Source organism: Rhodococcus chondri, from assembly GCF_036327435.1.
GTDB classification, from domain to species: domain Bacteria; phylum Actinomycetota; class Actinomycetes; order Mycobacteriales; family Mycobacteriaceae; genus Rhodococcus; species Rhodococcus chondri.
Genome location: NZ_JAUZMZ010000003.1, coordinates 1 through 25,223, shown reverse-complemented (window position 1 = coordinate 25,223; position 25,223 = coordinate 1). Strand labels below are relative to the sequence as shown.

The 25,223-nt window shown below is 68.8% G+C and carries 28 protein-coding genes; 18 read left to right on the top strand and 10 right to left on the bottom strand.

Features of this window, described 5'->3' with window-relative positions:
* The first annotated feature begins 274 nt into the window (after positions 1–274).
* The 5 genes from Q8814_RS01150 to Q8814_RS01130 all read left to right on the top strand — a co-directional run bounded on the left by Q8814_RS01150 (position 275) and on the right by Q8814_RS01130 (position 5,242).
* The gene (locus Q8814_RS01150; protein WP_330150158.1) at positions 275–1,729 is read left to right on the top strand and encodes a plasmid pRiA4b ORF-3 family protein; all 1,455 of its coding nucleotides are present in this window, start codon (positions 275–277) and stop codon (positions 1,727–1,729) included.
* Positions 1,730–1,781: 52 nt separating this feature from the next.
* On the top strand, positions 1,782–2,636 hold the full coding sequence (locus Q8814_RS01145; protein ID WP_330150157.1) for a CPBP family intramembrane glutamic endopeptidase: 855 nt from the start codon (positions 1,782–1,784) through the stop codon (positions 2,634–2,636).
* A 142-nt stretch (positions 2,637–2,778) separates the two neighbouring features.
* A complete protein-coding gene (locus tag Q8814_RS01140) occupies positions 2,779–4,029 on the top strand; it encodes an LCP family protein (RefSeq protein ID WP_330150196.1) in 1,251 nt (416 codons plus the stop codon).
* 30 nt (positions 4,030–4,059) lie between these two features.
* Positions 4,060–4,605, top strand: coding sequence for a ferritin (locus tag Q8814_RS01135; RefSeq protein WP_330150156.1), 546 nt, complete (start codon positions 4,060–4,062; stop codon positions 4,603–4,605).
* 82 nt (positions 4,606–4,687) lie between these two features.
* Positions 4,688–5,242: a ferritin gene (locus Q8814_RS01130; protein ID WP_330150155.1), complete on the top strand. Its 555-nt coding sequence runs from the start codon at positions 4,688–4,690 to the stop codon at positions 5,240–5,242.
* A gap of 93 nt (positions 5,243–5,335) precedes the next feature.
* Here Q8814_RS01130 and Q8814_RS01125 read toward each other — a convergent pair whose 3' ends face one another.
* The 4 genes from Q8814_RS01125 to Q8814_RS01110 are packed head-to-tail and all read right to left on the bottom strand — an operon-like array spanning position 5,336 to position 8,459.
* Positions 5,336–6,244 (bottom strand): DUF5926 family protein, encoded by a 909-nt coding sequence (locus tag Q8814_RS01125; protein WP_330150154.1) that lies wholly within the window; start codon positions 6,242–6,244, stop codon positions 5,336–5,338.
* Between the two features lie 9 nt (positions 6,245–6,253).
* Positions 6,254–7,027, bottom strand: coding sequence for a glycerophosphodiester phosphodiesterase (locus tag Q8814_RS01120; RefSeq protein ID WP_330150153.1), 774 nt, complete (start codon positions 7,025–7,027; stop codon positions 6,254–6,256).
* Complete coding sequence (locus tag Q8814_RS01115) at positions 7,024–8,118, bottom strand: DUF4328 domain-containing protein (RefSeq protein ID WP_330150152.1); 1,095 nt, start codon at positions 8,116–8,118, stop codon at positions 7,024–7,026. The genes Q8814_RS01120 and Q8814_RS01115 overlap by 4 nt, the downstream gene beginning before the upstream one ends.
* On the bottom strand, positions 8,118–8,459 hold the full coding sequence (locus tag Q8814_RS01110) for a rhodanese-like domain-containing protein (protein ID WP_330150151.1): 342 nt from the start codon (positions 8,457–8,459) through the stop codon (positions 8,118–8,120). The genes Q8814_RS01115 and Q8814_RS01110 overlap by 1 nt, the downstream gene beginning before the upstream one ends.
* Before the next feature lie 199 nt (positions 8,460–8,658).
* Here Q8814_RS01110 and Q8814_RS01105 point away from each other — a divergent pair, with 199 nt between their 5' ends.
* Positions 8,659–9,594 (top strand): LLM class F420-dependent oxidoreductase, encoded by a 936-nt coding sequence (locus tag Q8814_RS01105; protein ID WP_330150150.1) that lies wholly within the window; start codon positions 8,659–8,661, stop codon positions 9,592–9,594.
* Between the two features lie 39 nt (positions 9,595–9,633).
* On the opposite strand, the gene Q8814_RS01100 is transcribed toward Q8814_RS01105, so the two are convergent.
* From Q8814_RS01100 to Q8814_RS01090, 3 genes are all read right to left on the bottom strand, one after another.
* A complete protein-coding gene (locus Q8814_RS01100; protein ID WP_330150149.1) occupies positions 9,634–10,215 on the bottom strand; it encodes an Rv1733c family protein in 582 nt (193 codons plus the stop codon).
* A 120-nt stretch (positions 10,216–10,335) separates the two neighbouring features.
* Positions 10,336–11,004, bottom strand: a complete 669-nt coding sequence (gene msrA / locus Q8814_RS01095) for a peptide-methionine (S)-S-oxide reductase MsrA (protein WP_330150148.1) — start codon at positions 11,002–11,004, stop codon at positions 10,336–10,338.
* Between the two features lie 10 nt (positions 11,005–11,014).
* Complete coding sequence (locus tag Q8814_RS01090; RefSeq protein ID WP_330150147.1) at positions 11,015–12,160, bottom strand: acyltransferase family protein; 1,146 nt, start codon at positions 12,158–12,160, stop codon at positions 11,015–11,017.
* A gap of 242 nt (positions 12,161–12,402) precedes the next feature.
* On the opposite strand from Q8814_RS01090, the gene Q8814_RS01085 reads away from it, so the two are divergent.
* From Q8814_RS01085 to Q8814_RS01055, 7 genes are all read left to right on the top strand, one after another.
* Positions 12,403–13,026 (top strand): superoxide dismutase, encoded by a 624-nt coding sequence (locus Q8814_RS01085; protein WP_330150146.1) that lies wholly within the window; start codon positions 12,403–12,405, stop codon positions 13,024–13,026.
* A gap of 218 nt (positions 13,027–13,244) precedes the next feature.
* Complete coding sequence (locus Q8814_RS01080) at positions 13,245–13,772, top strand: peptidase (RefSeq protein WP_330150145.1); 528 nt, start codon at positions 13,245–13,247, stop codon at positions 13,770–13,772.
* Positions 13,773–14,037: 265 nt separating this feature from the next.
* Positions 14,038–14,736 (top strand): TMEM165/GDT1 family protein, encoded by a 699-nt coding sequence (locus Q8814_RS01075; RefSeq protein ID WP_330150144.1) that lies wholly within the window; start codon positions 14,038–14,040, stop codon positions 14,734–14,736.
* Positions 14,737–14,873: 137 nt separating this feature from the next.
* A complete protein-coding gene (locus Q8814_RS01070) occupies positions 14,874–15,290 on the top strand; it encodes a MarR family winged helix-turn-helix transcriptional regulator (RefSeq protein WP_330150195.1) in 417 nt (138 codons plus the stop codon).
* Positions 15,287–16,522, top strand: a complete 1,236-nt coding sequence (locus Q8814_RS01065; protein ID WP_330150143.1) for an MFS transporter — start codon at positions 15,287–15,289, stop codon at positions 16,520–16,522. The genes Q8814_RS01070 and Q8814_RS01065 overlap by 4 nt, the downstream gene beginning before the upstream one ends.
* 53 nt (positions 16,523–16,575) lie before the next feature.
* Positions 16,576–17,343 carry an SDR family NAD(P)-dependent oxidoreductase gene (locus Q8814_RS01060; protein WP_330150142.1) on the top strand — a complete coding sequence of 256 codons (768 nt, stop codon included), beginning with the start codon at positions 16,576–16,578 and terminating at the stop codon, positions 17,341–17,343.
* Between the two features lie 27 nt (positions 17,344–17,370).
* Positions 17,371–18,204, top strand: a complete 834-nt coding sequence (locus tag Q8814_RS01055) for an alpha/beta hydrolase (protein WP_330150141.1) — start codon at positions 17,371–17,373, stop codon at positions 18,202–18,204.
* A gap of 51 nt (positions 18,205–18,255) precedes the next feature.
* On the opposite strand, the gene Q8814_RS01050 is transcribed toward Q8814_RS01055, so the two are convergent.
* Positions 18,256–19,848: a TM0106 family RecB-like putative nuclease gene (locus Q8814_RS01050; protein WP_330150140.1), complete on the bottom strand. Its 1,593-nt coding sequence runs from the start codon at positions 19,846–19,848 to the stop codon at positions 18,256–18,258.
* 111 nt (positions 19,849–19,959) lie between these two features.
* On the opposite strand from Q8814_RS01050, the gene Q8814_RS01045 reads away from it, so the two are divergent.
* From Q8814_RS01045 to Q8814_RS01025, 5 genes are read left to right on the top strand one after another with little or no spacing between them, the layout of a single operon-like run.
* A complete protein-coding gene (locus Q8814_RS01045; protein ID WP_330150139.1) occupies positions 19,960–20,643 on the top strand; it encodes a DUF6474 family protein in 684 nt (227 codons plus the stop codon).
* A gap of 7 nt (positions 20,644–20,650) precedes the next feature.
* The gene (locus Q8814_RS01040) at positions 20,651–21,142 is read left to right on the top strand and encodes a hypothetical protein (protein ID WP_330150138.1); all 492 of its coding nucleotides are present in this window, start codon (positions 20,651–20,653) and stop codon (positions 21,140–21,142) included.
* Positions 21,143–21,180: 38 nt separating this feature from the next.
* Positions 21,181–21,801 carry a YcnI family copper-binding membrane protein gene (locus Q8814_RS01035; RefSeq protein ID WP_330150137.1) on the top strand — a complete coding sequence of 207 codons (621 nt, stop codon included), beginning with the start codon at positions 21,181–21,183 and terminating at the stop codon, positions 21,799–21,801.
* Positions 21,798–22,322, top strand: a complete 525-nt coding sequence (locus Q8814_RS01030; RefSeq protein WP_330150136.1) for a copper resistance CopC family protein — start codon at positions 21,798–21,800, stop codon at positions 22,320–22,322. Before Q8814_RS01035 ends, Q8814_RS01030 begins: the two co-directional genes overlap by 4 nt.
* A 5-nt stretch (positions 22,323–22,327) precedes the next feature.
* Positions 22,328–23,257 (top strand): CopD family protein, encoded by a 930-nt coding sequence (locus Q8814_RS01025; RefSeq protein ID WP_330150194.1) that lies wholly within the window; start codon positions 22,328–22,330, stop codon positions 23,255–23,257.
* A gap of 4 nt (positions 23,258–23,261) precedes the next feature.
* Here Q8814_RS01025 and Q8814_RS01020 read toward each other — a convergent pair whose 3' ends face one another.
* Together Q8814_RS01020 and Q8814_RS01015 are read right to left on the bottom strand one after the other, a co-directional pair.
* Positions 23,262–23,903: a UdgX family uracil-DNA binding protein gene (locus Q8814_RS01020; protein ID WP_330150135.1), complete on the bottom strand. Its 642-nt coding sequence runs from the start codon at positions 23,901–23,903 to the stop codon at positions 23,262–23,264.
* Between the two features lie 28 nt (positions 23,904–23,931).
* Positions 23,932–25,223 (bottom strand): acyl-CoA carboxylase subunit beta (locus tag Q8814_RS01015; protein ID WP_330150134.1); only part of this gene is annotated, 1,292 nt, incomplete at its 5' end.

Below are 25,223 nucleotides of genomic sequence, written 5' to 3'. Positions count from 1 at the left end.
CGCGAAAGGGCCACCGGGAACCGGCCGGCAGGTCACCGAACAGCCGAGGAGGCACCGGGCCCCGAAGTACTGTTCGACGACATCGAGGCACGGGCCGAGGCACTGCTCGAGGACCTCATCGGGGTGCTGGAAACCGGGTAAGTACTCCAGGCCCCGGCCGCGCGGCCGTGCCGCGGGATCCGGACCGGCACCGGGAGCTGCGGTGGCGCCGGTCGTGACGGCGTCGTCGGGCAGATGCATGGAGATGTGCCCGGCCGATGGTTCACTGGGGATCGTGACGACTTCGGATGATGCACGCCGGCGCGCCGACGAGCTGATCGCCGCGCTGAGTCCGCAGGACCAACAGGCGATGGTGGAGGCGCTGCGCGCAGGCAGCGCCCGGGACTGGCTCGACGAGTTGCTGCGCACCCCGGAACCGGTGCTCGGTCAGGTCCCGGACCGGGTCCGGGGTGTGCGGGTGCGGGTGGATCTGCTCGGCGCCAAACCGCCGGTGTGGCGGCGGCTCGAGCTGCCCGGGGATCTGACCCTCGACCGGCTGCACACGGTGCTCCAGGCCGCGATGGGCTGGCTCGACTGCCATCTGCATCGCTTCCGCACCGGCAACGATCCCCGTGCCCCCTACTTCGTGACCGCCTTCGACGTCGAGGAAGGCGACGACGGGATGCTCGAGGGCACCGTGCGACTCGATCAGCTGCTCACCGAACCCGGTGATCGCCTCTGGTACGACTACGACTTCGGTGACGGCTGGGCTCACGTGGTGCAGGTCGAAGCGGTCCTCGACGAACCCCCCACCGCGGTGCGGTGTATCACCGGCCGCAATGCCTGCCCACCGGAGGACTGCGGCGGCATCTGGGGCTATGCGGACCTGGCGGCCTGGGTGCGCGGCGGCTGCGATCCGGCGGCGGTCCCGGCGCCGTTCGACACCGCCGCCGAGGCCCACGACTGGCTGCCGCTGCACTGGCATCCCGACCGATTCGATCCGGCCGAGGCCACCGCCGCGATCGCCGCGGCGATGACCCCACCGGTTGCGGTGCCCGCCGAGCTCGCCGCCCTGCGCACCCGACTCGAACTCCACGGTGACCCGGCGCTGACCCACCTGCTGGAACAGGCGAGCACCCATCCGGTGGTCGAGGTCGGCGAGTCGGCAGCCGCGCGGCTGCTCGAGCCGTACCTGCTGTTGCTCGCCGCGATCGGTGACGGGGTGGCGCTGACCGCCGCCGGCTATCTGCCCCCGGCGCTGGTCGAGCACCTCGCCGACCGGACCGGCGTGACCGAATGGTGGATCGGCGCCGCCAATCGTGAGGACCTGACCGTCCCGGTGGCCCGGTTGCGGGCCAGCGCGCGCACCCTCGGCCTGATCAGTGTGCGGAAAGGGCATCTGACCCCGACGGCCGTGGCCCGCCGATACCGTGACCGGCCGCTGGCGTTGTGGCGGCACCTTATCTCCCGGCTGCCGGTGGGCAGGACCGACTTCGACCGGCAGGCCGGCTGGATCACCGCTGCGGTGATCGCCGGCGGGACGCCTGCCGAGCGCTGGAGCACCGAGATCGCCGCCCTACTGCAGGCACTGGGCTGGCGCAGCCAGGGCAGGAGCTCTCTTGCTCCTGCCGCGGTCGGCAATCCCACTCTCGAGGTGTTCGACATCCTCGCCGGTTCCACCCGCGGCGGCCGGCCCACCGGCCGGCACCCCGCCGTGGCCGCGACCGCCCGCGCCGTCCTCACCCCCTGACCCCGGAACGCCGAGCAAGGTCCGCCAGGCCAGGAAGATGCGGGACAGTGGCATGAGTCAACTCGACGCACCACAGCGTGAGTCGGGCACAATCGCTCCGGTGACGACGATCCGTACCTGGCTCTTCCCTCCCGCGCAGAACCCCACCACACCCCTCGGGCCGGCCGCGCGCCGCGCGCTGTGGATCGAGATCACGATCGTCCTGCTCGTCACCTTCGGGCTGAGCGGCCTGTCGTCGATCCTGTCGCTGCTCGAATCCGCGCTGGCCGTGGAGCCGCTGTCGGAGCAGACGGTCGCGCTGAACGCTCCGCGGTCGTCGCAGGAGCTCATCGACCTCGCCCGCCAGCTCCTCGGGATCGTGCGGCTGCTCGCCTGGGCCGCGCTGGGGGTCTACCTGCTCTGGCGTGGCGGTTTCGGACCGAAACTCGTCGGGCTCGCCCGACCCCGACTTCGGTCCGACGGCGTTCCCGGCGTCGGCCTCGCCGCGCTGATCGGTCTGCCCGGACTCGTCCTTTATCTGGTGGCGCGCACGGCCGGCCTCAACCTCACGATCGCACCGAGCATCCTCGAGGACTACTGGTGGCGACTGCCCACCGAGGTGCTGTGGGCGATCGCCAACTCGGGCGCCGAGGAAGTACTCGTGGTGGCCTATCTCATCACCCGCCTGCGGCAACTGGGCTGGTCGGAGAACTCCTCGCTGGTCGCGTCGTCGCTCCTGCGCGGCAGTTACCACCTATATCAAGGATTCGGCGGCGGCTTCGGCAATTTCGTCATGGGCCTCGTTTTCGGCCGCTACTGGCAGCGCACGTCCAAGCTGTGGCCGCTGGTGATCGCGCACGCGCTGATCGACTCGGTCGCGTTCATCGGCTACCAGGCCCTGCAGGGACGTGTGTCCTGGCTGCCGTGAACGCGCAAACCGTAGAGTTGGCCGGGTGAACGGCGACCCACCCGATCCGCGAAGCAGGCCGCGGCCCCCGCAGGGACCGCCGCGCCGGCCTGCGCCACCGCGTCGTGTCCCGCCCCCGCCGTCGCCGGAGGGCCCCCAGGTACTGCGCCGCGACGGCCGGCCTGGCTCACCACAGGCCTGGTCGCAGGCGGACACCCCCGCATACCGGCCGCCCGCCGCGCCGTCGCCCACCCGGCGGCAGCCACCGCCCACCCGGCGGCAACCACCCCAGCAGCCTCAGCAAGGTCGCGACTGGGCTCCCACTCAGCAACCCGAGCCGTATCGCACACAGCGGCGTGCCTCGTCCCGTCCGCCCGCCGCTGCCCCACCGCCGGCCGCGCCGCCGCGTCGGCGGCCACCGCCACCTGCGCCCGAACCCGCACCGCGCCGTCGTCCCGCCGGTGCGCGCCGCTGGCTGCGCCGTGTCGCGGCGGTGCTCGTCGTTCTCCTGGTCGCGGTGGGTGCCGGCGCCGTCTATCTGGACAGCAAACTGGATCGCATCGACGCGCTCGCCGACTACGACGGGCGCGTCGGCGACACTCCCGGCACGAATTGGCTGGTGGTCGGATCGGACAGCCGCATCGGGCTGTCCCCCGAGCAGGAGCAGGAACTCGCGACCGGCGGCGATGTCGGCCCCGACCGCACCGACACGATCCTGCTCGTCCACGTTCCCGGCGGGGGCGGCCCGACCACGATGGTGAGCCTGCCGCGCGACTCGTTTGTGTCGGTGCCGGGCAACGGGCAGAACAAGCTCAACTCGTCCTTCGCCATCGGTGGACCGTCACTGCTCGTCCAGACGGTCGAGGGTGCGACGGGCATACACATCGATCATTACGCGGAAATCGGATTCGGTGGGTTCGCCTCGATCGTCGACGCCATCGGCGGGGTCGACCTGTGCGTGCCGTATCCGATCGACGACCCGCTCGCCGGAATCTCGTTGCAGGCCGGCTGCCAGGAACTCGACGGGCCGCAGGCTCTCGGGTTCGTGAGGACACGCGCGACCCCGATGGCCGATCTGGATCGGATGAACAATCAGCGGTTGTTCATGTCGGCCCTGCTCAGCAAGGCGACGGGGCCGAGCACGTTCCTCAACCCGTTCCGGCTGTGGGCACTGGCGTCGGGTGCGGCCTCGTCGGTGCGGGTCGACGAGGGCGACCACCTGTGGCATCTCGCGCGGCTCGCGTGGGCGATGCGCGGTGAAACGGTGACCACCACGGTGCCCGTCGGTGGATTCGACGACGTCGCCGGAGTCGGGAATGTGCTGATGTGGGACCGCAACCGCGCACTGCCGTTCTTCGAGGCGCTCGCCGAGGACCGGCAGGTTCCCGCCGAACTTCTCGCGCCGGCTCCCTGAGCGCCGACGGGGCGCACTACCGTTGGAGTCATGACCGCTCCGGCGAAGCCTTCGACGCGCTTCCACACCCTGCTGCACGACGAGATCGGGCATTTTTTCGATGCGTCGTATCAGGACACAGCCATCGCCGTGTATTTCGACAACGCCGATCTGCCGCACCTCGCGCGGCATTTCTATTCCGAGGCGAAAGAGAAACGACGGCACGCGCTGATGGTGATCCGGTACTTCGTGGATCGGAATATCGTGGTCGAACTTCCCGCCGTCGACGCTGCGGTGGGCGGGTTCACCGACGCCCACGCCCCCATCGCTCTGGCGCTCGAACAGGAGAAACGCCTGACCGAGCAGATCGTCGAACTCGCCCGCACCGCCCGCGACGAGGGTGATTTCCTGGGCGAGCAGTTCGTGCAGTGGTTCCTGCAGGAGCAGGTCGAAGAGGTCGCGACGATGCACACGCTGGTGAGGATTTCCCGGCGGGCCGGGGACGATCTTTTCCAGCTGGATAATTTCGTGGAACGCGAATTGGCGGTGGCACCGGAAACGAAGGGTGCCCCACCCCTTCCCGGGGGAATGGCCTGAGCAAGCGTAGCCAACGCTGGCATGAGTGAGCGTAGCCAATGCTTGGATGAATTGTATTCTGACCTGCATTAACGTGTTGATCATGACGACGATGGGCGACACCCACAGAAGCAAATTCCATTCGCTGCTGCACGATCAGATCCGCAACGAATTCAACGCGTCGCATCAGTACATTGCGACGGCAATTTTCTATGACAACACCGATCTGCCGCAGCTGGCCGAATACTTCTACGCTCAGGCCGTCGAAGAGCGCAATCACGCGATGATGATCGTCCAGTATTTCCTCGATCGCGATATGGCCGTCGACCTCACCGGTGTCGACGCCGCGCAATCGATGTTCGAAGACGCCCGCGAGCCGATCGCGTTGGCTCTCGAGCAGGAGAAGCACGTCACCGAGCAGATCGTCGAACTCGCCCGCACCGCCCGGGAAGAAGGCGACTACCTCGGCGAGCAGTTCATGCAGTGGTTCCTGCAGGAGCAGGTCGAAGAGGTCGCGACGACGACCACGTTGCTGACCGTCGCCGATCGCGCGGGGGCAAACCTGTTCAACCTCGAGGACTTCGTCGCGCGCGAACTCAATTCGAAGGACCCGCACATCCGCGACAATGCTCCGGCCGTGGCCGGCGGCAGCATCTGACCTACTCCCGACGTCGTCCCGGGTCCGACCGAATGCCACGTTCCTGCAGTGCGAACGCAGGAAGGTGGCATTCGGCTGTTCGGGAAGCGACGATCAGCGCAGCGTGATCTGACGGCTGCGCAGCCCGTCGCGGGACCGGCGCTCGGCCGCGGTGAGCGGCGCATCCACCGCCAGGGCCTCGTCGAGGCGGGCACCGAGTTCGACGGTCGGCGCGACCCATTCGTCGGGATGCTTCTCTCGATCGAGGTCGAACACCGGAACGAGCAGCCCGTGCGTGCGGAAGGATCCGGCGAACCGCGAGCCCTCACCGAGATGCAGGCCACCGGCCGCGTGGACGCGTGAGAGTGCCTCCATCAGCGCGTCCTCGTCCTCGGGCCGGACCCACCGCAGGTGCGCCTTCTCGCCTGGGTCGACCCACCACGCGCCCGGCAGTCCGTCGAGCCGCGCCGACGGCAACACCGCTTCGTTGGCGTGCTTCACGGTGTGCGCGACCTCGTCGCTCGCGTCGACGCCCTCCGGGATCCACCAGTTGAAATCCTGATGCACGGTGATCGACGGAATCACTTCGGGATCGAGGAGATCCTTCAACCGCGGGGTATCCGGACCGGTCGTCGCGACCTGCAGCGACGTACCCGGTTCGGCGGTGCGCGCCCACTCGATCGCAGCGCCGAGTTCGGCGGCCGGATCGGATCCGGGAGCGGCGAGCTGCAACCCGACGTATGCGACCGCGTCGTCGCCCTCGTTGCGTACCAGCGCTGCGACCCCGCCGGGCAGGATCGTCGCAGCGGTCACCTTCCGGCCCTCCCCGATCAGGGGCAGGTCGACGAGCGCGGACGGTACGAACTCGCGCAGCGCCACCAGATCGCATTCGGCAGCGAGCCCCTCGAAGGGACGCGCGACCACCGCGGAGGCGGCTTCACGCTCGAGTCTGCGCTGCTCGAGTTTCGCGGCGCGGTTGCTGTCGGGCTTGGGTCCGCTGTTTCTCTTGCTCTTCTTGGCCACGGCGCAAAACTACACGCCGGGCGCGGTGACGAGTTGCAGCTTGGTGCGCCCCGGATGGTTGGTCGCGACCCATCCGACACCGAGTTCGCGGCACAGTTCCACGTCGCGGGGCTCGTCGACGGTCCAGCAGTAGGTGGCACGCCCGGCGGCCGCGGCGCGGTCGACGAGGTCGCCGTGCTCGCGCAAGGTCATGATCGACGGCCCGATTGCCGTCGCGCCGACCGTGTGGGCGGCAGCGCCGCCCAGATAGCGCGAAGTCTCCCCGAGCAGCACGGTCGGCATCAGCGGCGCGGACCGCCGGATCCGCCACATCGCGCTCGCGGCGAACGACATCACCACGACCCTCGAGAAGCTGGCCGATGCGGGTGTCGCGAGACCGAACCGGGACAGTTCCGCGAGCAACTTGGCCTCGACAAGTCCGCCGTAGCGCACCGGGTGCTTGGTCTCGATGAACAGCTTGACGGGCACGCTCGTCCAGTCCATGGCGAGCTCGAGCAGTTCTCGCAACGTCAGGATCTCGGCGGGTTCGCCGGGCTTGCCGTAGTCGAATTGCTTCAGTTCGTCGAGGGTCATCTCGCTGACCACACCCGTTCCGGTCGATGTCCGGTCGATGGTGCGGTCGTGCATGCACACGAGCTGACCGTCGCGGGTCAGCCGGATGTCGCATTCGAGCCCGTCGGCGCCTTCCTGCAGAGCCAGCTCGTAGGCGCCGAGCGTGTGCTCGGCTTTCGCGGCCGACGAGCCGCGATGGGCCACGACGCGCGGTACATCGATCTCGGTCACGGGGTCACCGCCTCTGCTCGGTCGGATCGGGCTCTTCCGGCGGCCTCTGCGTCCTCGCGGGTGGCGCCGTCCCCGTCGGCCGTGTCGAGACCTGCGGGGGCTGCGTCGAGGTCTGCGGGGGCTGCGTCGAGGTCTGCGGGGACAATGGGCACGATAGGCGTGATCGGCCCGTTCGGCTGCCCTTTCGTGGGGGTCAGCCGCCGGTAACGCAACGGCCGGCCCCAAAGGTCGGTGCGGTCGAGCAGCCGGACCACGTGCAAGGTCACGACCGCCACGACCGCGGCGAAAGCCGCGGCGATCGCCGTGAGCAACACGGCGTCGGCGCGGGCCTGCAGAGTATCGCGCTGCCGCGACAACAGCACCGCGACGAACACCACCGCGTTGAGCACCCACAGAACCCACCACGTCCGGACCGCGCGGAGCAGCCGCGGATCGTGGCCGGCGATCTCGGTGAGAAACAGGCCGGGGAACCCGAGATTCGCGCCGGGCACAACAACCCCGAGCAGCACCAGCGCCGGGTGCCGCGGATCGGAGGTGCCGCGCGCGGCGAACACTTTCCGGCGCACCTCGAGCAGTCGCAACGCGCACGCGAGGGCCGACGCGAGGGCCACGACGGGGCCACACACCTGCGTGGCCCAGACCGCGGCATCGGACACGGCAAGCACGAGAGGGTCCACCAGGCGGGTGCGGTTGAAGACCAGCAGCCCGTACCGGAAGAGCTCGGCAAGTGCTGCGAGACCGAATACCACTGCGGCGCCGGCCAGCAGCGTCGGGGCGAGATCGGCAAGTGATTCGGAGGCGCTCGGTTCGTCCTCGTCGGCGACGGGATGGTTGTCGTGCAGACCCCACCGCGGCACTTCGTCGTAGGCCGGTGTCGTGCGCGAAGCTTCCGGACGCTGCGATTGCGTCGGCTCGGAATCGGTGTGCGGGGGCCGGGCCACCCAACGGAAGTTGCGCCGGGACGGGGGCACCGGTCCTGCGGAGTCGACAGGGGACAGCAGCAGCCCCCGGCATCCGGGGCACCACTGACGCGGCTGATACGACACCGGCCAGCGATTCTCGCAGCGAACGCAGATCTGATAAGCGGCCATCAATAGATCTTCGCCGGGGTGTCGCCCTCGGAGACCAGGGGAAGCGCGTTCTTCTGCCACGCCGCCATGCCGCCGTCGACGAAGATCGCGTCGTAGCCGATGCGGTTGAGGTATTCGACGGCGCGCAGGGATCGACCGCCCTGTCGGCAGATCACGTAGACCTCGGCGTCCATATCGATCTCTTCGGCCCGCGCCGGTATGTCGGCCAGCGGAATGTGCAGCGCGCCCGGGGCATGCCCGAGGGCCCATTCGTCGTCTTCGCGGACGTCGAGGAGTACCGCCTCGGCCGTGTCGGCGGGCACGTCGTCCACCGACACGGTAGGCACGTCGGAGAAACTCACATTCTCAATAGTGGCACGTGCTTCCGGGGCACGCAGCGACCGTCCGCGGCACAGTAGTTCTCGAGTGTCGCACCGAACCCATGCGCTGGAGTTATCCACAGTTTCCACAGGTTCATCCCCAGGCACAGGAGGGTGTGGGCGTCACGACTCGAGACCGCTCACAGATCGCGCCGGAACGTACACCTGAAATGATCGGGGCATGGAATTACGGATCTTCACCGAACCGCAGCAGGGCGCCACCTACGACGATCTGCTCGCCGTTGCACAGACGGCCGAGCGTCTGGGCTACGGCGCGTTCTTCCGCTCCGACCACTACCTTGCGATGAACACCGAGGGGCTGCCCGGCCCCACGGACGCGTGGATAACCCTCGCGGGACTGGCCCGCGACACGTCGACGATCCGGCTCGGCACCCTCGTGACCTCGGCAACGTTCCGCCATCCGGGTCCGCTGGCCATCTCGGTGGCCCAGGTCGATGCGATGAGCGGCGGCCGCGTCGACTTCGGGTTCGGCGCCGGCTGGTTCGAGCAGGAACATCTCGCGTACGGAATTCCGTTCCCCACGGTGAAGGAAAGGTTCGATCGGCTCGAGGAATCCCTCGCGGTCATCACCGGCCTGTGGGAAACGCCCGTCGGGGAGACATTCTCGTACGAGGGCGAGCACGTGCGCATCGTCGATTCACCGGCCCTGCCGAAACCGCGGCAACGGCCCCGCCCTCACATCGTGATGGGCGGCGCGGGCAAGAAGCGCACCCCGGCGCTGACCGCGCGGTACGCGGACGAGTTCAATGTGCCGTTCTCGTCGATCGAGGACACCGTGACACTGTTCGCACGAGTACAGCAGGCATGCCGGGCCATCGACCGCGATCCCGCGGAGCTGACTTATTCGAACGCACTGGTGCTGTGCTGCGGCCGGGACGAGGACGAGATCGCGCGACGTGCCGCGCGGATCGGGCGTGAGGTCGGCGAACTCCGCGAGAACGGGCTCGCGGGTACTCCGGTGGAAGTGGCCGAAAAGATCGGCGCGTACGCGAAGGCGGGAACCCAGCGCATCTACCTGCAGATGCTCGACCTCGCCGATCTCGAGCACCTCGAACTGGTCGCACAGGAAGTGATGCCGGTGGTGAAGGAAATGTAAGCCGGACCGGTCATTCCCGGGAGTCGCTGGCTACCGAAATCAGTGGCTACTCGTGGAGCCCAGGAACGCTTCGATGTCCCGGCTCCAGTCCCGGGTACGACGGTGATCGATGCGCCAATGCGCGAACGCGAACACCCCCGCGGCGAGCAACGCCGCAAGAATCCACAGCGAGACCCCGACCAGGACCGACGAGAACTTCGCGGCCGAGACGGTGAGCGGCATCGTCGTCTGCTCACCGTCACGGTCGACCCAGACGAGAACCTCGGTGCCGGCGGCAGTCCCGCTGCCGACCTGCGCAAGGCCGTGCCGTGGCTGCTCGCCCCACTCCCACGACACTGCGGCGACCGCGGGCGTGGCGTACGCGAATTCACCCCAGCCGACGTCCGCCGCCTCCGGGCCGGTATCGACCGTTGCGGTGACGCTGGTTCGTTCGGCGAGTTGCCGCTCGGCGAGCGCCACCTGATTACCCCAGGTGGCGGACCCGATCCACACGGCGACCGGGAGCATGATCAGCAATGCGGCGACGAGCGCGCCGACGATCCGGGACTCCAGCCGATCGGTGCGACGCACCAGAGGGTTCCGGGAGCGCACACCCCGGCGCATTCCCCGCAGATATCCCATTCTCGATCCTTCCCCCGCCGGCAGTCCTCAATCCAGAGTGCGACTCCGTCCAGGGAAGTTCAAGCGATACCAGTGCATCTCACACCCGTGGGAGAGCTCCGGACCGGCGGCCGGACCCCGTCAGGCGCCGAGACCGACGGGGCAGCTGACTCCGGTGGCGTGGACCGGGCAGTAGCCGTTCGGGTTCTTCGCGAGGTACTGCTGGTGATACCCCTCGGCGTAATAGAACTGTGTGAGCGGTGCGATTTCGGTGGTGATCGAACCGTAGCCGGCGGTGGCGAGCCGTTTACCGAAGGCTTCGGCGGTGGCCTCGGCGATTTCGATCTGGGATTCGTCGAAGGTGTAGATCGCCGACCGGTACTGGGTACCCCGGTCGTTGCCCTGCCGCATTCCTTGGGTGGGGTCGTGGTTCTCCCAGAACTGCGCGAGGATCTGCGGGTAGCCGATCACCTTCGGGTCGAAGACGACGAGCACGACTTCGGTGTGCCCGGTGCGACCGGAACACACCTCTTCGTAGGTGGGGTTCGGGGTGTATCCGCCCGCATAACCGGCCGCGGTCGAGTACACGCCGTCGAGTTGCCAGAACTCCTTCTCGGCGCCCCAGAAACAACCCATGCCGACCACGGCGGTCTGCAATCCTTCGGGGAACGGCGGGACGATGCGGTTGCCGTTCACATGGTGGGTCTCCGGCACGGGCAGGGATTCGGAGCGGCCGGGGAGCGCGTTCTCGGCGGTCACCATCTGCGATTTCGAACCGGCGCTGGACAGGATCTCGTCGAACCAGGACATGACCCCGATGCTACGCGCGCGTCCCGGTGGCGGCCTGTTCCACGACGACGGGCGATTTCGGTGCGAGCCACCGCGTGCTGATCCGTCTCGCCGCGGGTAATTCGACACAGCGGTAGAGGACTTCGGCGGCGAGGGCACATGCGATGAGCAGGCACACGATGGCACCGGTCGTCCCCACGAGTCCCACGGTGTTCTCGTACGCCCGGTACATGACCAGGGTGTGGACGAGGTAGATGGCGTAGCTGCGGGTCGCCGTCCAGTGAACGACTCGCAGGCGGGCGAGGCGTCCGTCGTACCGGGAGAGCAGCACGACGCACGCGAAAACCACCGTGATCGTCCACAGATAGCGCGTGCCTGCCCAGTACACCTGGGTGTCGGTGGCGAGCACGATGACATTCACCTGGGCGAACAGCGCCAGGATCACCCCGCGGGGGGAGATGAGACCTGCCCAGCCGAGATAGACGATCTGGCCGAGGAACACGGTGGGCATGGTCGCGGCGATCCGCGACAGGAACGGCACCGTGTACGGCTCCGGCACGTACAGGTTGTAGATGAGCACCAGCATGCAGGCCACCGCTCCGAGGACCGGAACGACCAGGGGCGCGGTGCGCAGCAGCGACCGGCCGGACACGCAATACAGATAGAACGCGATCTGCACCGCCAGCGTCCACGCGACCCCGAGCACCGCGACCTGCGGTTTCAGGAAGAAGGCGCCGAGGAAGAAGCTGAGCGCGGCCTCACCGTTCGTCACACCGGTCTGACCGCTGAACATGCCGTTGATTCCCAGCCGGACCAGCACGACCGCGAGGAGAATGCTCACCCAGAACGCGGGAACCAGCCGCGCGGCGCGAGCAATGAGGAATTTGCGCCGGTCCTGGCGGATCGCCGACCGGGTGATGAGCATCCCGGTGAGCATCATGAACGCCGAGACACCTACGAACGAGAGGTGCTGGTTGAGTCCGACACCGTCGACGAACACCTTGTAAACCAGATCGATGCCCCACCATCCGGTACCGAGATCGTCGATCAGATAGAAGGAAATGTGTGAATAGACGACGGCGATGACGGCCAGGAACCGGAGCAGGTCGACGCCCGGAAGCTGGACGCGCGGTGCTTGTGCCCCACGGGTCGGATCGATCAGGAAGGGCCGAAACACCCCCCGATGTTAAGGCTCCGTTTATATTTGCATCCAATCGCCTCATTCCGACAGCGAATTTTCGCAGGTCAGGGCATTCTGCGTGAGTGGGTGACCATTCCCGCGAGAAAATCCGGGTCCGCGCGGGCAATGCGGCCGCGCGGAGTCGCATGTTGCAGACGGTGTACTTATGGGCTTGGGTGGAAACCCAAGACAGGCACGCACACACAACGGGTCTACAGACCCGCAGAGAAGGGATCCTCGTGGCTGAGTACACGCTTCCGGAATTGCCCTACGACTACGCAGCGCTCGAACCGCACATCTCGGCGAAGATCATGGAGCTGCATCACAGCAAGCACCACGCGACCTATGTCGCCGGCGCCAACACCGCACTCGAGAAGATGGCGGAGGCTCGCGAAAACGGCACCATGGCGGCCCAGGCTACCAAGCTCGAGAAGGACCTGGCCTTCCACCTCGGTGGTCACACCAACCACTCGGTTTTCTGGCAGAACCTGTCGCCCGAGGGCGGCGACAAGCCGACCGGTGAACTGGGCGCGGCGATCGACGATGCTTTCGGTTCGTTCGACGCCTTCCGCGACCACTTCTCGGCGAACGCGAACTCCATCCAGGGTTCGGGCTGGTCGATCCTCGCGTGGGATTCGATCGGTCAGCGCCTGATCATCGTGCAGCTCTACGACCAGCAGGGCAACATCCCGATGGGTCTGGTTCCGCTGCTCATGCTCGACATGTGGGAGCACGCCTTCTACCTGCAGTACCAGAACGTCAAGGCCGATTACGTCAAGGCCTTCTGGAACATCGTGAACTGGGCCGACGTCCAGGCTCGCTTCGACCGCGCGCGTACCGCGACCTCGGGCCTGATCGTCTAGCAGCACCTGGGGCGCGCATGCGCCGCAGCAACGAAACAGAGGGGCGCCGGGGCCGACGGCGTCCCTCTTCTCGTTCCCGTCCCGTTCCCACGGCAACGCCGAGACGTGGCTGGCACTCGCGACCTCTTGTGTGCCAACCGGCGAAACGGGCATTCTTCTCGTACCCAACGAGGTGTACCGGTTCTGTCGCGTTACAGCTCGGGGTATGGAGGTCAGCGATGAACGACAACGACCGGATCGGGCTCGCCGCTTTTCACTCGGCCGGGGCGCTGCGGGGATTCGTCGTCTCGGGACGCTGGCCCGCGTCCACCCGGGAGTGGACCCAGCTGCTCGCGATGACCGTGCGGGTCGCGACTCTGCCCGGGCTGCTGGCCACCTCGACGGTCTTCGGGGTGCGTGAGGAACTGCCCGAGGATCCGGAGCCGGGGACCGTGGGGCTGCTCATCGCCGAGGGTCCGGTACTCGGCGCGGAAGCCGTGGCGCCGGGCCTGTTCGCCGAGCACCAGCCGCCCGCGCTGATCATGCTGCATCCCCCTTCCGAGACGACACCGTCGTTGCCCGAAAATGCGGGCGCGGCCTCGGGGTGCGTGCTGCTGCCGGGGTTGCCGCACCTCGGACTGGATCATCGCGCCGCGTGGGTGGAAGCGGAGGCGGACGGCACGGTGACGTCGCTGGTCAGCCGGGTGGGTGTCGATCCGAACCGGGATCCCGATACTGCAATTCTGGCGATGCTGCTCGCCGCCTGACCCGCACCCGCATTTGCGAGTTCGGTTACCCAAACTTAGTGTGTCCTTTACGAATTCGTGTTCCCTGCGCTATCGTTGCCCAAGCGAAGGGGAGTAGCCCCCAATCGCCGAGTCGACATAATGGACGGTCCGCGTGCGGTACCGGCCCGGCCCGGCGAACCGGATGTCCTCCGGTGGGCGAGACCTTCGGCCGTCGACGCATCCCGCGTCCGACGACCGGAGGAAGCCCGTTTCCTCCAGATCCGACAGGGAGGAAACACCGACGATGTGGGCCGCAGTAGTCCTCAGCTTCGCCGTCATCTTCGTCGCCGAACTCGGCGACAAATCACAGCTCATGGCGATGACCTTCGCACTGCGCTATCGCTGGTGGGTGGTGTTGTCCGGCATCCTGTTCGCCACCACCGCGGTGCACCTGGTGTCGGTGGCCGTCGGCTACTACCTCGGTGCGGCGATACCGGCTACGGCGATTTCGATCGTGGGCGGCGTGGCGTTCTTGTTCTTCGGCGCGTGGACCCTTCGCGGCGACTCACTCGACGACGACGAGCAGGCCAAGGCCGGCCGTGCCGCCAGGTCGGCGTTTCTGGCCGTGGCCTCCGCCTTCTTCCTGGCCGAACTCGGCGACAAGACGATGCTCGCCACCATCACGCTTGCCACCGACAACGACTGGGCCGGCGTGTGGGTCGGGTCGACCATCGGCATGGTGGCTGCGGATGCCCTCGCCATCGTCGCCGGTGTCGTGCTCGGCCGGCACCTGCCCGAGAACGCCGTCCGGCTCGGCGCCTCGGCGTTGTTCTTCGGTTTCGGCGCATGGATGCTCGGCGACGGACTCGTCCCCGGCACGCCGGCGGTCGGAGTGGCCGCGGGCGCAGTGACGCTGGCGCTCGCGACCGTGCTGATGCGGGCCCATGCGGTTCGCGCACAGCGGCGCGCCGAGGCGGACGTCCCGGTTCCCGTCCGCCCCTGACTTCCGCGTCCCGACCCCGAGCGTGCCCCGCCGCCGAAGAGTATGCTTGCCGGCAGGCAAGTAAGTGGAGGCGATGACCGGTGACGACACGAGCGAGCGCCGCACAGTTCGACGAAGAGGACGTGCACCGCCTGCGCATCGCTCTCGGCCGCATCGCGCGCAGCGTGGGCAGACCGGCCGGTGACGGCGGACCGACCCGCTCCCAAGCGTCCCTGCTCGCTACCGTCGCCCGGCACGAGACCGTCGGCGTACGCGAACTGGCCGAATACGAGAATCTGAACCCCACCATGTGCTCGCGCATGCTCGGCAAACTCGAGGACGACGGTCTGGTCACCCGCTCCCCCGATGCCGACGACAAACGCGTGATCCTCGCCCACATCACCGCGGCCGGAGCCCGGGTGGCCGCCGATCTGCGTGCCCGCCGCACCGCACTGTTCGCCGAGCACCTCGCCGAATTGGACGTGCCCGACGTCGACGCGCTGCACGACGCGCTCCCCGCCCTCGAAGCACTCGCCGATCGGATGGCCTGCGGCGGGAAGACACCGCGCCTGTGACCACGCTCTCGGATCTGCGCGAACAGACCTTCGCATCCCTCCGCGGCCCCAACTTCCGCCGCTACATCGCCGGCCAGGCGGTCTCACTCGTCGGCACGTGGATGCAGATCGTCGGCCAGTCGTGGCTCGTGCTGCAACTGACGGGCTCGGCCACCGCGATCGGCGTCGTACTCGCTCTCCAGACCGTCCCGATGCTCCTGCTCGGACCGTACGGCGGTGTCGTCGCCGACCGCGTCGACAAGCGCCGTCTCATGATCGGCCTGCAGTCGATGATGGGCCTCCAGGCTCTGATCCTGGGTCTGCTCGTCGTCACCGGCACCATCGAGTTGTGGCACGTCTACGCCCTCGCCGTGCTGCTCGGCTTCAACCAGTGCTTCGAGAATCCCGCACGCCAGTCCTTCATGCTCGAGATGGTCGCGCCCGAGGATCTGCGCAACGCGGTGAGCCTGCAATCGGTGCTCGCGTCCTGTTCCCGCATGATCGGCCCCGCGATCGCCGGCCTGGTCATCGCGGCCGGCGGTACCGGGGTGTGTTTCCTGCTCAACGCCGCCAGCTTCGTCGCGGTGGTGACGTCCCTGCTGACGCTCGACGTGTCGAAACTCCGACCCTCGCCGCCGACCGGACGGGCCCGCGGCCAACTGCGCGAGGGACTGGCCTACGTGCGGCGCACACCCGACCTCGCGGTGCCGCTGCTGATGATGGCGCTAGTGGGGTGCCTCGCATTCGAATTCCAGGTGGTGCTGCCCGTCCTGGCCGACCACACCTTCGAGGCGGGAGCCGGCGCGTACGGGTTCCTGACCGCTGCCATGGGCGCCGGTTCGGTCGTGGGCGGCCTCGCGGTGGCCACGTGGGGCCGCATCGGCATCCGCCCACTGATCGTGATCGCGGTCGCGTTCGGTATCGCGATGGCCGCGGCCGCGGCGGCGCCGTCACTGCCGGTTCTGCTCGCGACGATGGTGCTCGTCGGTGCCCTGAGCGTCACGTTCACCTCCACCACGAACAGTTCGCTGCAGCTGGCCTCGGAGTCCACGATGCGCGGCCGGGTGATGGCCCTGTGGTCGGTGGCGTTCCTCGGCTCCACCGCGATCGGCGGGCCCGTCGCCGGCTGGGTGTGCGAGCAGTGGGGCGGCCGTGCCGGTTTGCTCCTCGGCGCCGCGGCATGCCTCGTGGCTGCGGTGATCGGCGCAGCCGTGCTGCGTCGGCGGCCTGACGAGACGATCCCGGCGCGCTAGGGTTCGACACACAACACGTGTGCCGCGAGGCCCCGCAGCAGGGAGTACGACAAGTGGACATTCAAGGATCTGCCGCTCTGGTGACGGGGGCCGCTTCGGGCCTCGGTGCCGCTACCGCAAAGCGTCTGGCCGACGCCGGAGCCACCGTATTCGGTCTCGACCTCGAGCAGTCGATCGAGCGGGTGGGCAGCAACGCCCCGGAGGGTGTCAACCTCATCGCCACCGACGTGACCAGTGCCGACGAGGTGCAGGCCGCCGTCGACCGGATCGTCGAGTCGGGTGTCCCACTGCGCATCGTCGTCAACTGTGCCGGGGTCGGCTGGGCGGGCCGCATCCTGTCGAAGAACGGCCCGCACGACCTGGAGCTGTTCCGCACCGTCATCACCGTCAATCTGCTCGGTACGTTCAACGTGATGCGCCTGGCGGCCGACGCCATCGCCAAGACCGACACGATCGATGAGGCCGGACAACGCGGCGTCGTCGTCAACACCGCGTCCGTCGCCGCCTTCGAGGGCCAGATCGGCCAGGTGGCGTACTCCGCGTCCAAGGGCGGCGTGCACGGCATGACGGTGCCCGCAGCCCGCGATCTCGCGCAGTTCGGCATCCGCGTCAACACCATCGCCCCCGGCATCGTCGACACCCCCATGCTCGCGGGCGTCACCGACGAGTACCGCAAGGGACTCGAAGCGGGCGTGCCGTTCCCGTCGCGGCTTGCGCAGCCCACCGAGTACGCACAGCTCGTGCAGATGATCGTCGAACACGATTACCTCAACGGCGAGACCATCCGCATGGACGGCGCGCTGCGCATGGCCCCGCGGTAGCCCTCTCGCGGGTTCAACCCTCCGAACATGTCTTCCGGTGCGGTGGTGCGGACGCTGCTGGTGGCGGCGGCGATCGTCACGCTGCTGGCAGTAGCGGCGTGGGCCGGGCAGCGCCGGCTGATCTACCTGCCGGACACGTCCGCACCACCGATGGCGTCCGTCGTGCTGCCCGGCGCCGAGGACGTGCGTCTGAACACGTCCGACGGATACGAACTCGGCGCGTGGTTCGTACCGGGCCGCAATCCCGCAGGCCCCGGTCACGGCTTCACCGTCCTGTTCGCACCTGGTAACGGCGGTAACCGTCTGGACCGTGCGCCGCTCGCCGCCACGCTGGCGGACGCCGGATTCGCGACTTTGCTGATCGACTACCGGGGTTACGGTGCGAACCCGGGCCGGCCGAGCGAGCAGGGTCTCGCGTCCGACGCACGCGCCGCTCTGGAGTATCTGCGCGGGCGTGAGGATGTCGACGAGAACCGCCTGCTGTATCTGGGGGAAAGCCTCGGCAGCGCAGTGGTGACGGCGCTCGCCGCCGAGTCCGCTCCGGCCGGGATGCTGTTGCGCTCCCCGTTCACCGACCTCGCGGCGGTGGGCCGCGTGCACTACCCGTTCCTGCCCACCTCGCTGTTGCGGGACCGGTTTCCGGTCGCCGAGACGGTCGCCCGCCTGCAGGTGCCCGTCACCGTCGTCTACGGCACCGCCGACACGATCGTTCCTCCCGAACAGAGCCGTGCCGTCGCCGACGCCGCGCCGCACCTGGTCGAAGAAGTCGCGCTACCCGGTCTCGAGCACAACGACCCACCGATGTTCGGGACTCCCGTCGTCGAGGCGCTGGGCCGGCTCGCCGAGTCGCTGCGTCCCTGACCCCCGTGCGTGCTTTTGGTAGCGGGGACCACCGGAAGCGCGCACGGGCTTCTACAAATCGTCGATGTGCGGAATCTCTTGCACCGCACGCTCACTCATCCACTCACGGAGAATCTTCGTGGCGATCACATCGTCTTCGTTGTACTCGAGCAGCCGCGCGCGCTGCGTCGGGTCCGGTGGACCGTCGTAGCCGACCGCATCGCGGTACCAGCTCATCGATGCTTCGCCGCCGGCCTCGTCGTCGCGCCAGCGATGCCCGGCGATCGGGGCGATCTTCTTGAGTCCCTTGCCGTTCGGACACACGAACTGGTCGGTCACGGCCTGGTACACGTCCACCCATTGCGGCGAGCCGATGAACGCCTTGATCTCCTCCTCGGCCGGGACGCCCGGGAAGCCGTGGAACCGCCGCGCCGACGACAACAACCACTTGTCCTCCGCAGAGCGCGAATAGCAATACGCAGCAAAGGTTTTCCCCTTGCGCTCGGCGGTGCGCCGCTGGTCCGACAGCCACCTCCAGAACCCGGCGAACGACCGCGCCTCGTCGTCGGTGGGCACGGGCAGCCACGTCACGAAAGGCTGGTACTCCGACGGAGCCTCCCCGTTGAGCAACGTGCCCCACAGGTACGCGCCGAACTCCTGGTAGCTCTCCATGTCGACGTCGACCTCGATGTCCGCGCGATGCACGTGCACATGCCGATACCGCCGCACCAGGGGCGCGCCTGCCAGCCACGCCTTCGCGATGACCACCGCATCCTCGAACGGGCCCTGCGGCCACACCTCGGGTGGCTCCCCTACCCATCCGGCGAGCCCGTCGATCGTACGGACACCCAGTTCCCGCAACACCTCCGCGCGTTGTCCCGGCGCGACCAGCGACACGTCGCGTCCGGCGGTCAACTCGGACCGGCACCGGTCCCACCACGGGCACGTGCGGCATTCACCGATCTGCGACGGTTCCGTCCGCACCCGACCGCGCGCGATCTCCACGCGATCGGCCAGGCGCGTGTCGTAGTCGTCGAGGATCGTCGACAGATCGTGGACGAGAACGCAGTCGCCGCCGTATCCGATCGCGCCGGCCACCTGCGCCGGACTTGCGAGACCGTGCCGCTCGAGCATTCGGTGCAGGTGCGCGACGCGCATCTGGTCGCGGATCTGACTGCGCACCTTGCGGGTCTCGTCGACCGCCGGTGCCCACTCGAACAGGCCGGTGGTGGTTGCGCCGCGTCCGGGATCGGTGACCTTGTGATTGACGACGACGACCGGGATATAGCCGCCGTTCACCCGATCGCGGAGCAGGATCTCGGAGCGGCCCCGCCGGCCGGTGTCGGGTTCGAGGGGCAGCACGGCACCCCAGATCCGGTCTGCGCCGGACCGGCACGCGGCGAGGGTCTGCTCGGCGCGGCGCGCCGCCGATCCGTCGGGGCCGATCAGCACCCAGCCGTCCGGGTCGGCGTCGAACAGTTTCTGCCGGATCGCCTCACGGTGCGCGGCCGCGGCTTCCTGGCGTTGCCGCGCACCCGGATTCTCCGGTGCGACGGCCAGCTCGTGCGGAAACGTGGCGTCCAGGAACACCCGGTGACGGCATCGGGTCAGCGCGCTCGCCTCGATCGAGACGGGCGGGCGTCGCAAGTCGTCGGATACCTCCACAACGTTCCACAGTATTCCCACGGCGTGGAACGACTCGAACCAGCACCGTCACGTTAGGCTGGCCCGAGGCGCGGCGGCGCCGCGGTCGTACCGGATGGAGGGTGCTGTTCGATGGGGTTGTTCAAGCGCAAGCGGCGCGTCACTCGCAAGGCTGAGGCGAAGGCTCTCAAGCACAAGGCGACGCTCGAAGCGAAGCTCGGAGCGAAGAACCGGCTCAAGAACGACCGGCGCTCGGCGAAGGCTCAGGAAAAGCTGGGCAAGAAGCTGGCCAAGTCGCAGACAAAGCTCGACAAGGAACTCGTCAGGTCGCAGGCGAAGGTCGAGAAAGAAACGATCGCGACCCTCAAAGCGCAGAAGAAGGCGGCCGAGAACCAGGGCCTGAATGCGGCGAAGATCCGCCGCTACCTCGGGGTCGCGCGGCTTCTCGCGCCGGTGCTCGCGCCGATCGTGTACCAGGCGGTCACCGCCATCCGCGGACAGCTCGATGCCCGCCGCGCGCAGAATCTCGGGGTCGCCGTCGAGAGCCTCGGTGAATTCTCCGGTCACGGTGCGCGCCTGAGCGCCCGCATCGCGAGTGCGGAGCAGTCGCTCATCAAGATCGAGGCACTCCACCCGCAGGACGCCGAGACCAAGACGTTCGCGAGCGCGATTCGTGCACGCCTGTTCGACCTCGCCACCGCGGTGCAGACCGCCGAGCAGATGCCCGTGGGGCGCCGCAAGGCGGCACACTCCGCGATCTCCCAGGAACTCGACGGCATCGAGGCGGATCTGCTGGCCCGGCTGGGAGTGCGCTGATCATCCGGTGACCACCAGCTCTCCCCTACTCGGCACCATCGCCGGCGTGACGACGGCGGTCCTCGCCGTCGCCGCGCACGGCGCCGCCGGTGGGGGCATCCCGACCGGCCCGACCGCGGCACTGCTGCTCGCGATCGCGGTGGGTGTCGGGATGGTCGGCGCCCAGCTGCCCGCGATGCCGCCGATCGTGCTGCTCGCCGCCGGACAGGCCGGAACCCACGTCGTGCTGAACGCCGTCACGACGGGCCACATGCATGCGCCGGCGGCGATGTTCACCGCGCACGTCGTCGCCGTTGCACTGTGCGCGATGCTGCTCGGTGCCGCGCGTCGGTTGTACGACGCGTGCTCGCGGGCGGTCCGGGCCGTACTCACCTTCCGCACCGGGGTGGCGTCGCTGCCGCGGATTCTGCCGCGCACGAGCACCGACCGGCTCGTGGGCGGACGGGCGCCACCGAACATCTCTCGACGAGGACCTCCCGCGGCGACCTGTTGCGCATAGATCGCTGTACCGACTCCTTTTCGAGAGAGACAGATTTCATGAAGAGCTCTATTCCCCGCGCCCTGGTGGGCGCGGGTGCCACCGCAGCGTTGCTGCTCGCCGGCTCCGGCGTGGCGGCAGCGCACGTCTCCGCCTTCGCCCCCGGCGCCGAACAGGGCGGTTACACGGTGCTGACGTTCCGCGTACCCACCGAATCCGACACCGCCGGCACCACCGCACTGACCGTCGAACTGCCCGGGCTGAAGTCCGCACGCACCCTGCCGCTGGCCGGGTGGACGGCAACCGTCGAGAAGGATCCCGGCACCGGCCTTGCGACCGCGGTCACGTGGACCGCCGACCCCGGTGTCAGCGTCGGTCCCGGCGAATTCCAGCAGTTCGTGCTCTCCGTCGGTCCGCTGCCCGAGGAGGACGAAGTGTTGTTCCCGGCCGTGCAGACCTACAGCGACGGCGAGGTCGTCGCGTGGGACCAGCCCGCATCCGGCGGCGCAGAACCGGAAAAGCCCGCACCGAGCGTGACGCTCGCCGCGAGCAGCGACGACGGGTACCTTGCCGGCGGCACCGACACCACGGCGCGCTGGCTCGGCGGTATCGGCCTGGTCCTCGGTGCGCTCGGCGCAGCCCTGGGACTCGGCGCCCTGATCCGGGGGCGGCGGGCATGAAGCGTCTTCTCATCGTCGTCGCCACGCTGGCCGCAGCCCTGATGCTCGCCTCCGGGCCCGCCGCGGCGCACTCCGTCGTCCTGTCGAGCACCCCGGAGGACGGCGAACAGATCGCCCGGAGCCCCGAGCGGGTCGAGGTGACGTTCAACGAGGCCATGCAGGAACAGTTCGCGGCCCTGACCGTGGTGGGCCCCGACGGCAACCTGTGGTCGAAAGGCGAACCCGTCGTCGACGGCGCGACCGTGAGCGTCGAGGTGGGCGATCTCGGTCCCACCGGTGACTACACGATCGCCTACCGCGTGACGTCCGCAGACGGACACCCCGTGAGCGGTACCCGCACGTTCACCCTCACGCAGGAGGGATCCGGAACTCCGGGTAAGGCCGCTTCGGGCAACGCCGAGTCCTCCGATCAGGCCGGTGAGGACGGCGGTAGCGGACCTGCCGTCTGGTGGTTCGTCGCCGCCGGTGTCGTCGTGGTCGGCGCGGGATTGTGGTTCGCTCTGCGCAAGCCCAAGGCCTGACCCGGATGCTCGCGGTGCGCCGGCGGTGGCTCCTCGGGGTCGCTGCCGGTGCCCTCGCGGGCGTCGCCGTCGCGCGTCTCCTCGCGGATCCGGCCCTGTCGAGCTGGGTGCGGGCCCTGTCGTTGAGCGCGGGCTCCGCGGTGCTGGGACTCGCCACCCTTGCGGCGATGGTCCGTGGGGAGCGGCGTCCCCCGGTTGTGCTCGACGACGTGTGGCGCGCGCTCGCCGTGCTCGGCGGGGTGTGGCTGCTGCTCGAGACCGTCCAGCTCGTCCTCGAAGCGGCCGCGGCCGTCGACGTTCCCGTCACCGGGCTCGACGCCGCGCTGTTCGCCGAATACATCGGCGCCGCCGGAGCAGGTGGGACCGCCGCTCTGGCGTGGGTGTGCGTGGCCGCGTGCACGGTCACCGCCGCCGTGGCGTACCGCAGGTCGGCGCGGTGGCCCTCGGAGCCGGTCCTCGTCGCCGCCGCGCTCGCGCTCATCGCGCGGCCGGTGACGGGCCACATGTCGCAGCAGATGCTCGGCTCGGTGCTCGGGGCCGTCCACGTTCTGGCAGCGGCCTTGTGGGCCGGTGTGCTCGTGGCGCTCGCGCTCACCGTGCGCTCGCGAGGAGCCTGGGCGCAGCTGCTGCCGCGCTATTCGACGCTCGCGTTGCAGTGCGTGAGCGCGCTCGCGGCGACGGGCCTGATCAACGCGGCAGTGCGGGTCGGCTCGGTCACCGCCCTCCTCGATAGCGGGTACGGACGGCTCGTCCTGGCTAAAGCCGCGGCGCTCGCGGCGCTGTTGATCCTGGCGTGGGTGTGGCGGCGGAGTTGGGTGCCCGCCGCGGCCGCACACCGCACGACCGCGGACATTTCGCTGCGCAATTCCGTGCTCGAGGTCTGCGCCATGGCGGTCGTCTTCGGGCTGGCGGCCGCGCTGGCCACCACCGCGTAGACGGTCAGCGCAGGCTCGCCGCGCGCTGCAGGTCGCCCACCAGCGAACGCAATGCGTCGTCCCGGTTGGAACGCGCACGCAGGATCGCCGAGGGGTGGATGGTCGCGAGTACCGCCGGGTCGTGTGAGCTGCGCAGTTCCTCGTCGAGCCGCAGCACCTCCCCGCGATGCTCGGTGAGTTTGAAGTCCTTTCCGAGCAGCGCCTGCGCGGCGGTCGCACCGAGACACACCACGACGTCGGGCCGCACCGTGTCGAGTTCGGCGAGCAACCACGGCCGGCACGCCGCGATCTGACCGCCCGACGGTTTCTTGTGGATGCGGCGCTTGCCGTTCGCGGCGCGCTCGAACCGAAAGTGCTTGACCGCATTGGTGACGTACACGGTGCCACGGTCGATCCCTGCGTCCTCCAGCGCCTTGTCGAGCAGCCGCCCGGCCGGACCGACGAACGGCTCGCCCGCCCGATCCTCCTGATCGCCGGGCTGTTCGCCGACGAGCAGCATCCGCGCCTCGTCCGACCCTGCCCCGAACACCGTGCGCTCGGCGGCCTTGTAGAGGTCGCAGCCGCGGCATCCACGGGAGGCGGCCGCCAGGGAAGGCAGGTCGAGGGTGTCGGGAAGAAATTCCTGTGCGCCGGGATAGGTGACCATGGGTGAGGGGTACCCAGCTTCGGGTCCGCTACAGCCGACCGATCCACGCGCGGGTGTCGGCGGGGTCGATGACGTCGTCGAGTTCGAAGATCGTCGCCGCCTGCAGCGCCTTGCCCCGCTGATACGCGGCCGCGACGAGTTGCTCGAACAACTCCTCGCGCGCGTCGGGAGTGGGTGTGGCGTCGAGTTCCTTGCGGAATCCCAGCCGCACAGCACCTTCGAGTCCCATGCCACCGATCTCCCCCGTCGGCCAAGCGACGGTGAACTGCGGTGCATGAAACGATCCCCCGGCCATGGCCATCGCACCGAGCCCGTAGCCCTTGCGCAGGATGATCGTGCCGAACGGCACCGTCAGGCGCGCACCCGCGACGAAGAGCCTGCCGAATCGGCGAACCGTCGCGTCCTTCTCCGATTCCGGTCCCACCATGAATCCCGGGGTGTCGCACAGGCTCACGACCGGCAGTCGATGTGCTTCGCACAGTTCGAGGAAGTCGGCGGCCTTGTCCGCCGCTTCGGCGTCGATCGCGCCGCCGAGGTGGTGACTGCTGTTGGCGAGCACACCGTACGCGGCGCCCTCGACCCGGACGAGAGCGGTGACGATGCCGACGCCGTAGTCGGCGCGAAGCTCGAGCACGGAACCGACGTCCGCTATCGCTGTGACCGCGGCGCGTACGTCGTACGCGCGGAGGCGGTTCGCGGGCACCGCGTGACGTGCGAGACGCGGATCGGGTGCCTCGAACCCGGTTGTGGCGGCCGTGAAAAACGACAGGTACCGCCTGGCCGTCGCGACCGCGTGCGGTTCGTCGCGTGCCACGAGATGAACGACGCCGTTGCGGCGTTGCACGTCGATCGGGCCGATGTCCTCGGGACGGTGGACACCGAGACCGCCGCCCTCGATCATCGCGGGCCCGCCCATGCCGATATTGGCGTCGGGGGTCGCGATCAGCACGTCGCAGACCCCCGCGAGCGCCGCATTGCCCGCGAAGCACCGGCCCGAGACCACGGCCACCGTGGGGACGCGCCCGCGCAGCGACGCCATCGCCCGGAACGTCGCCAGTTCCAGACCGGATCCGGGGCCGGCGTCGACGTCACCGGGCCGCCCGCCGCCGCCCTCGGCGAACAGCACCAGCGGCACCTTCCGGCGCGCCGCGAGCTCGAGCAGCCGGTCGGTCTTGCGGTGGTTGTACAGGCCCTGGGTACCGGCGAGCACCGTGTAGTCGTAGGACATCACGACCACTTCGGCGCCGTCGATCCGTGCCGACCCGCCGACGAGACCGTCGGCGGGGGTGTTCGCGATGAGGTCTTCCTCGGTGCGGCGAC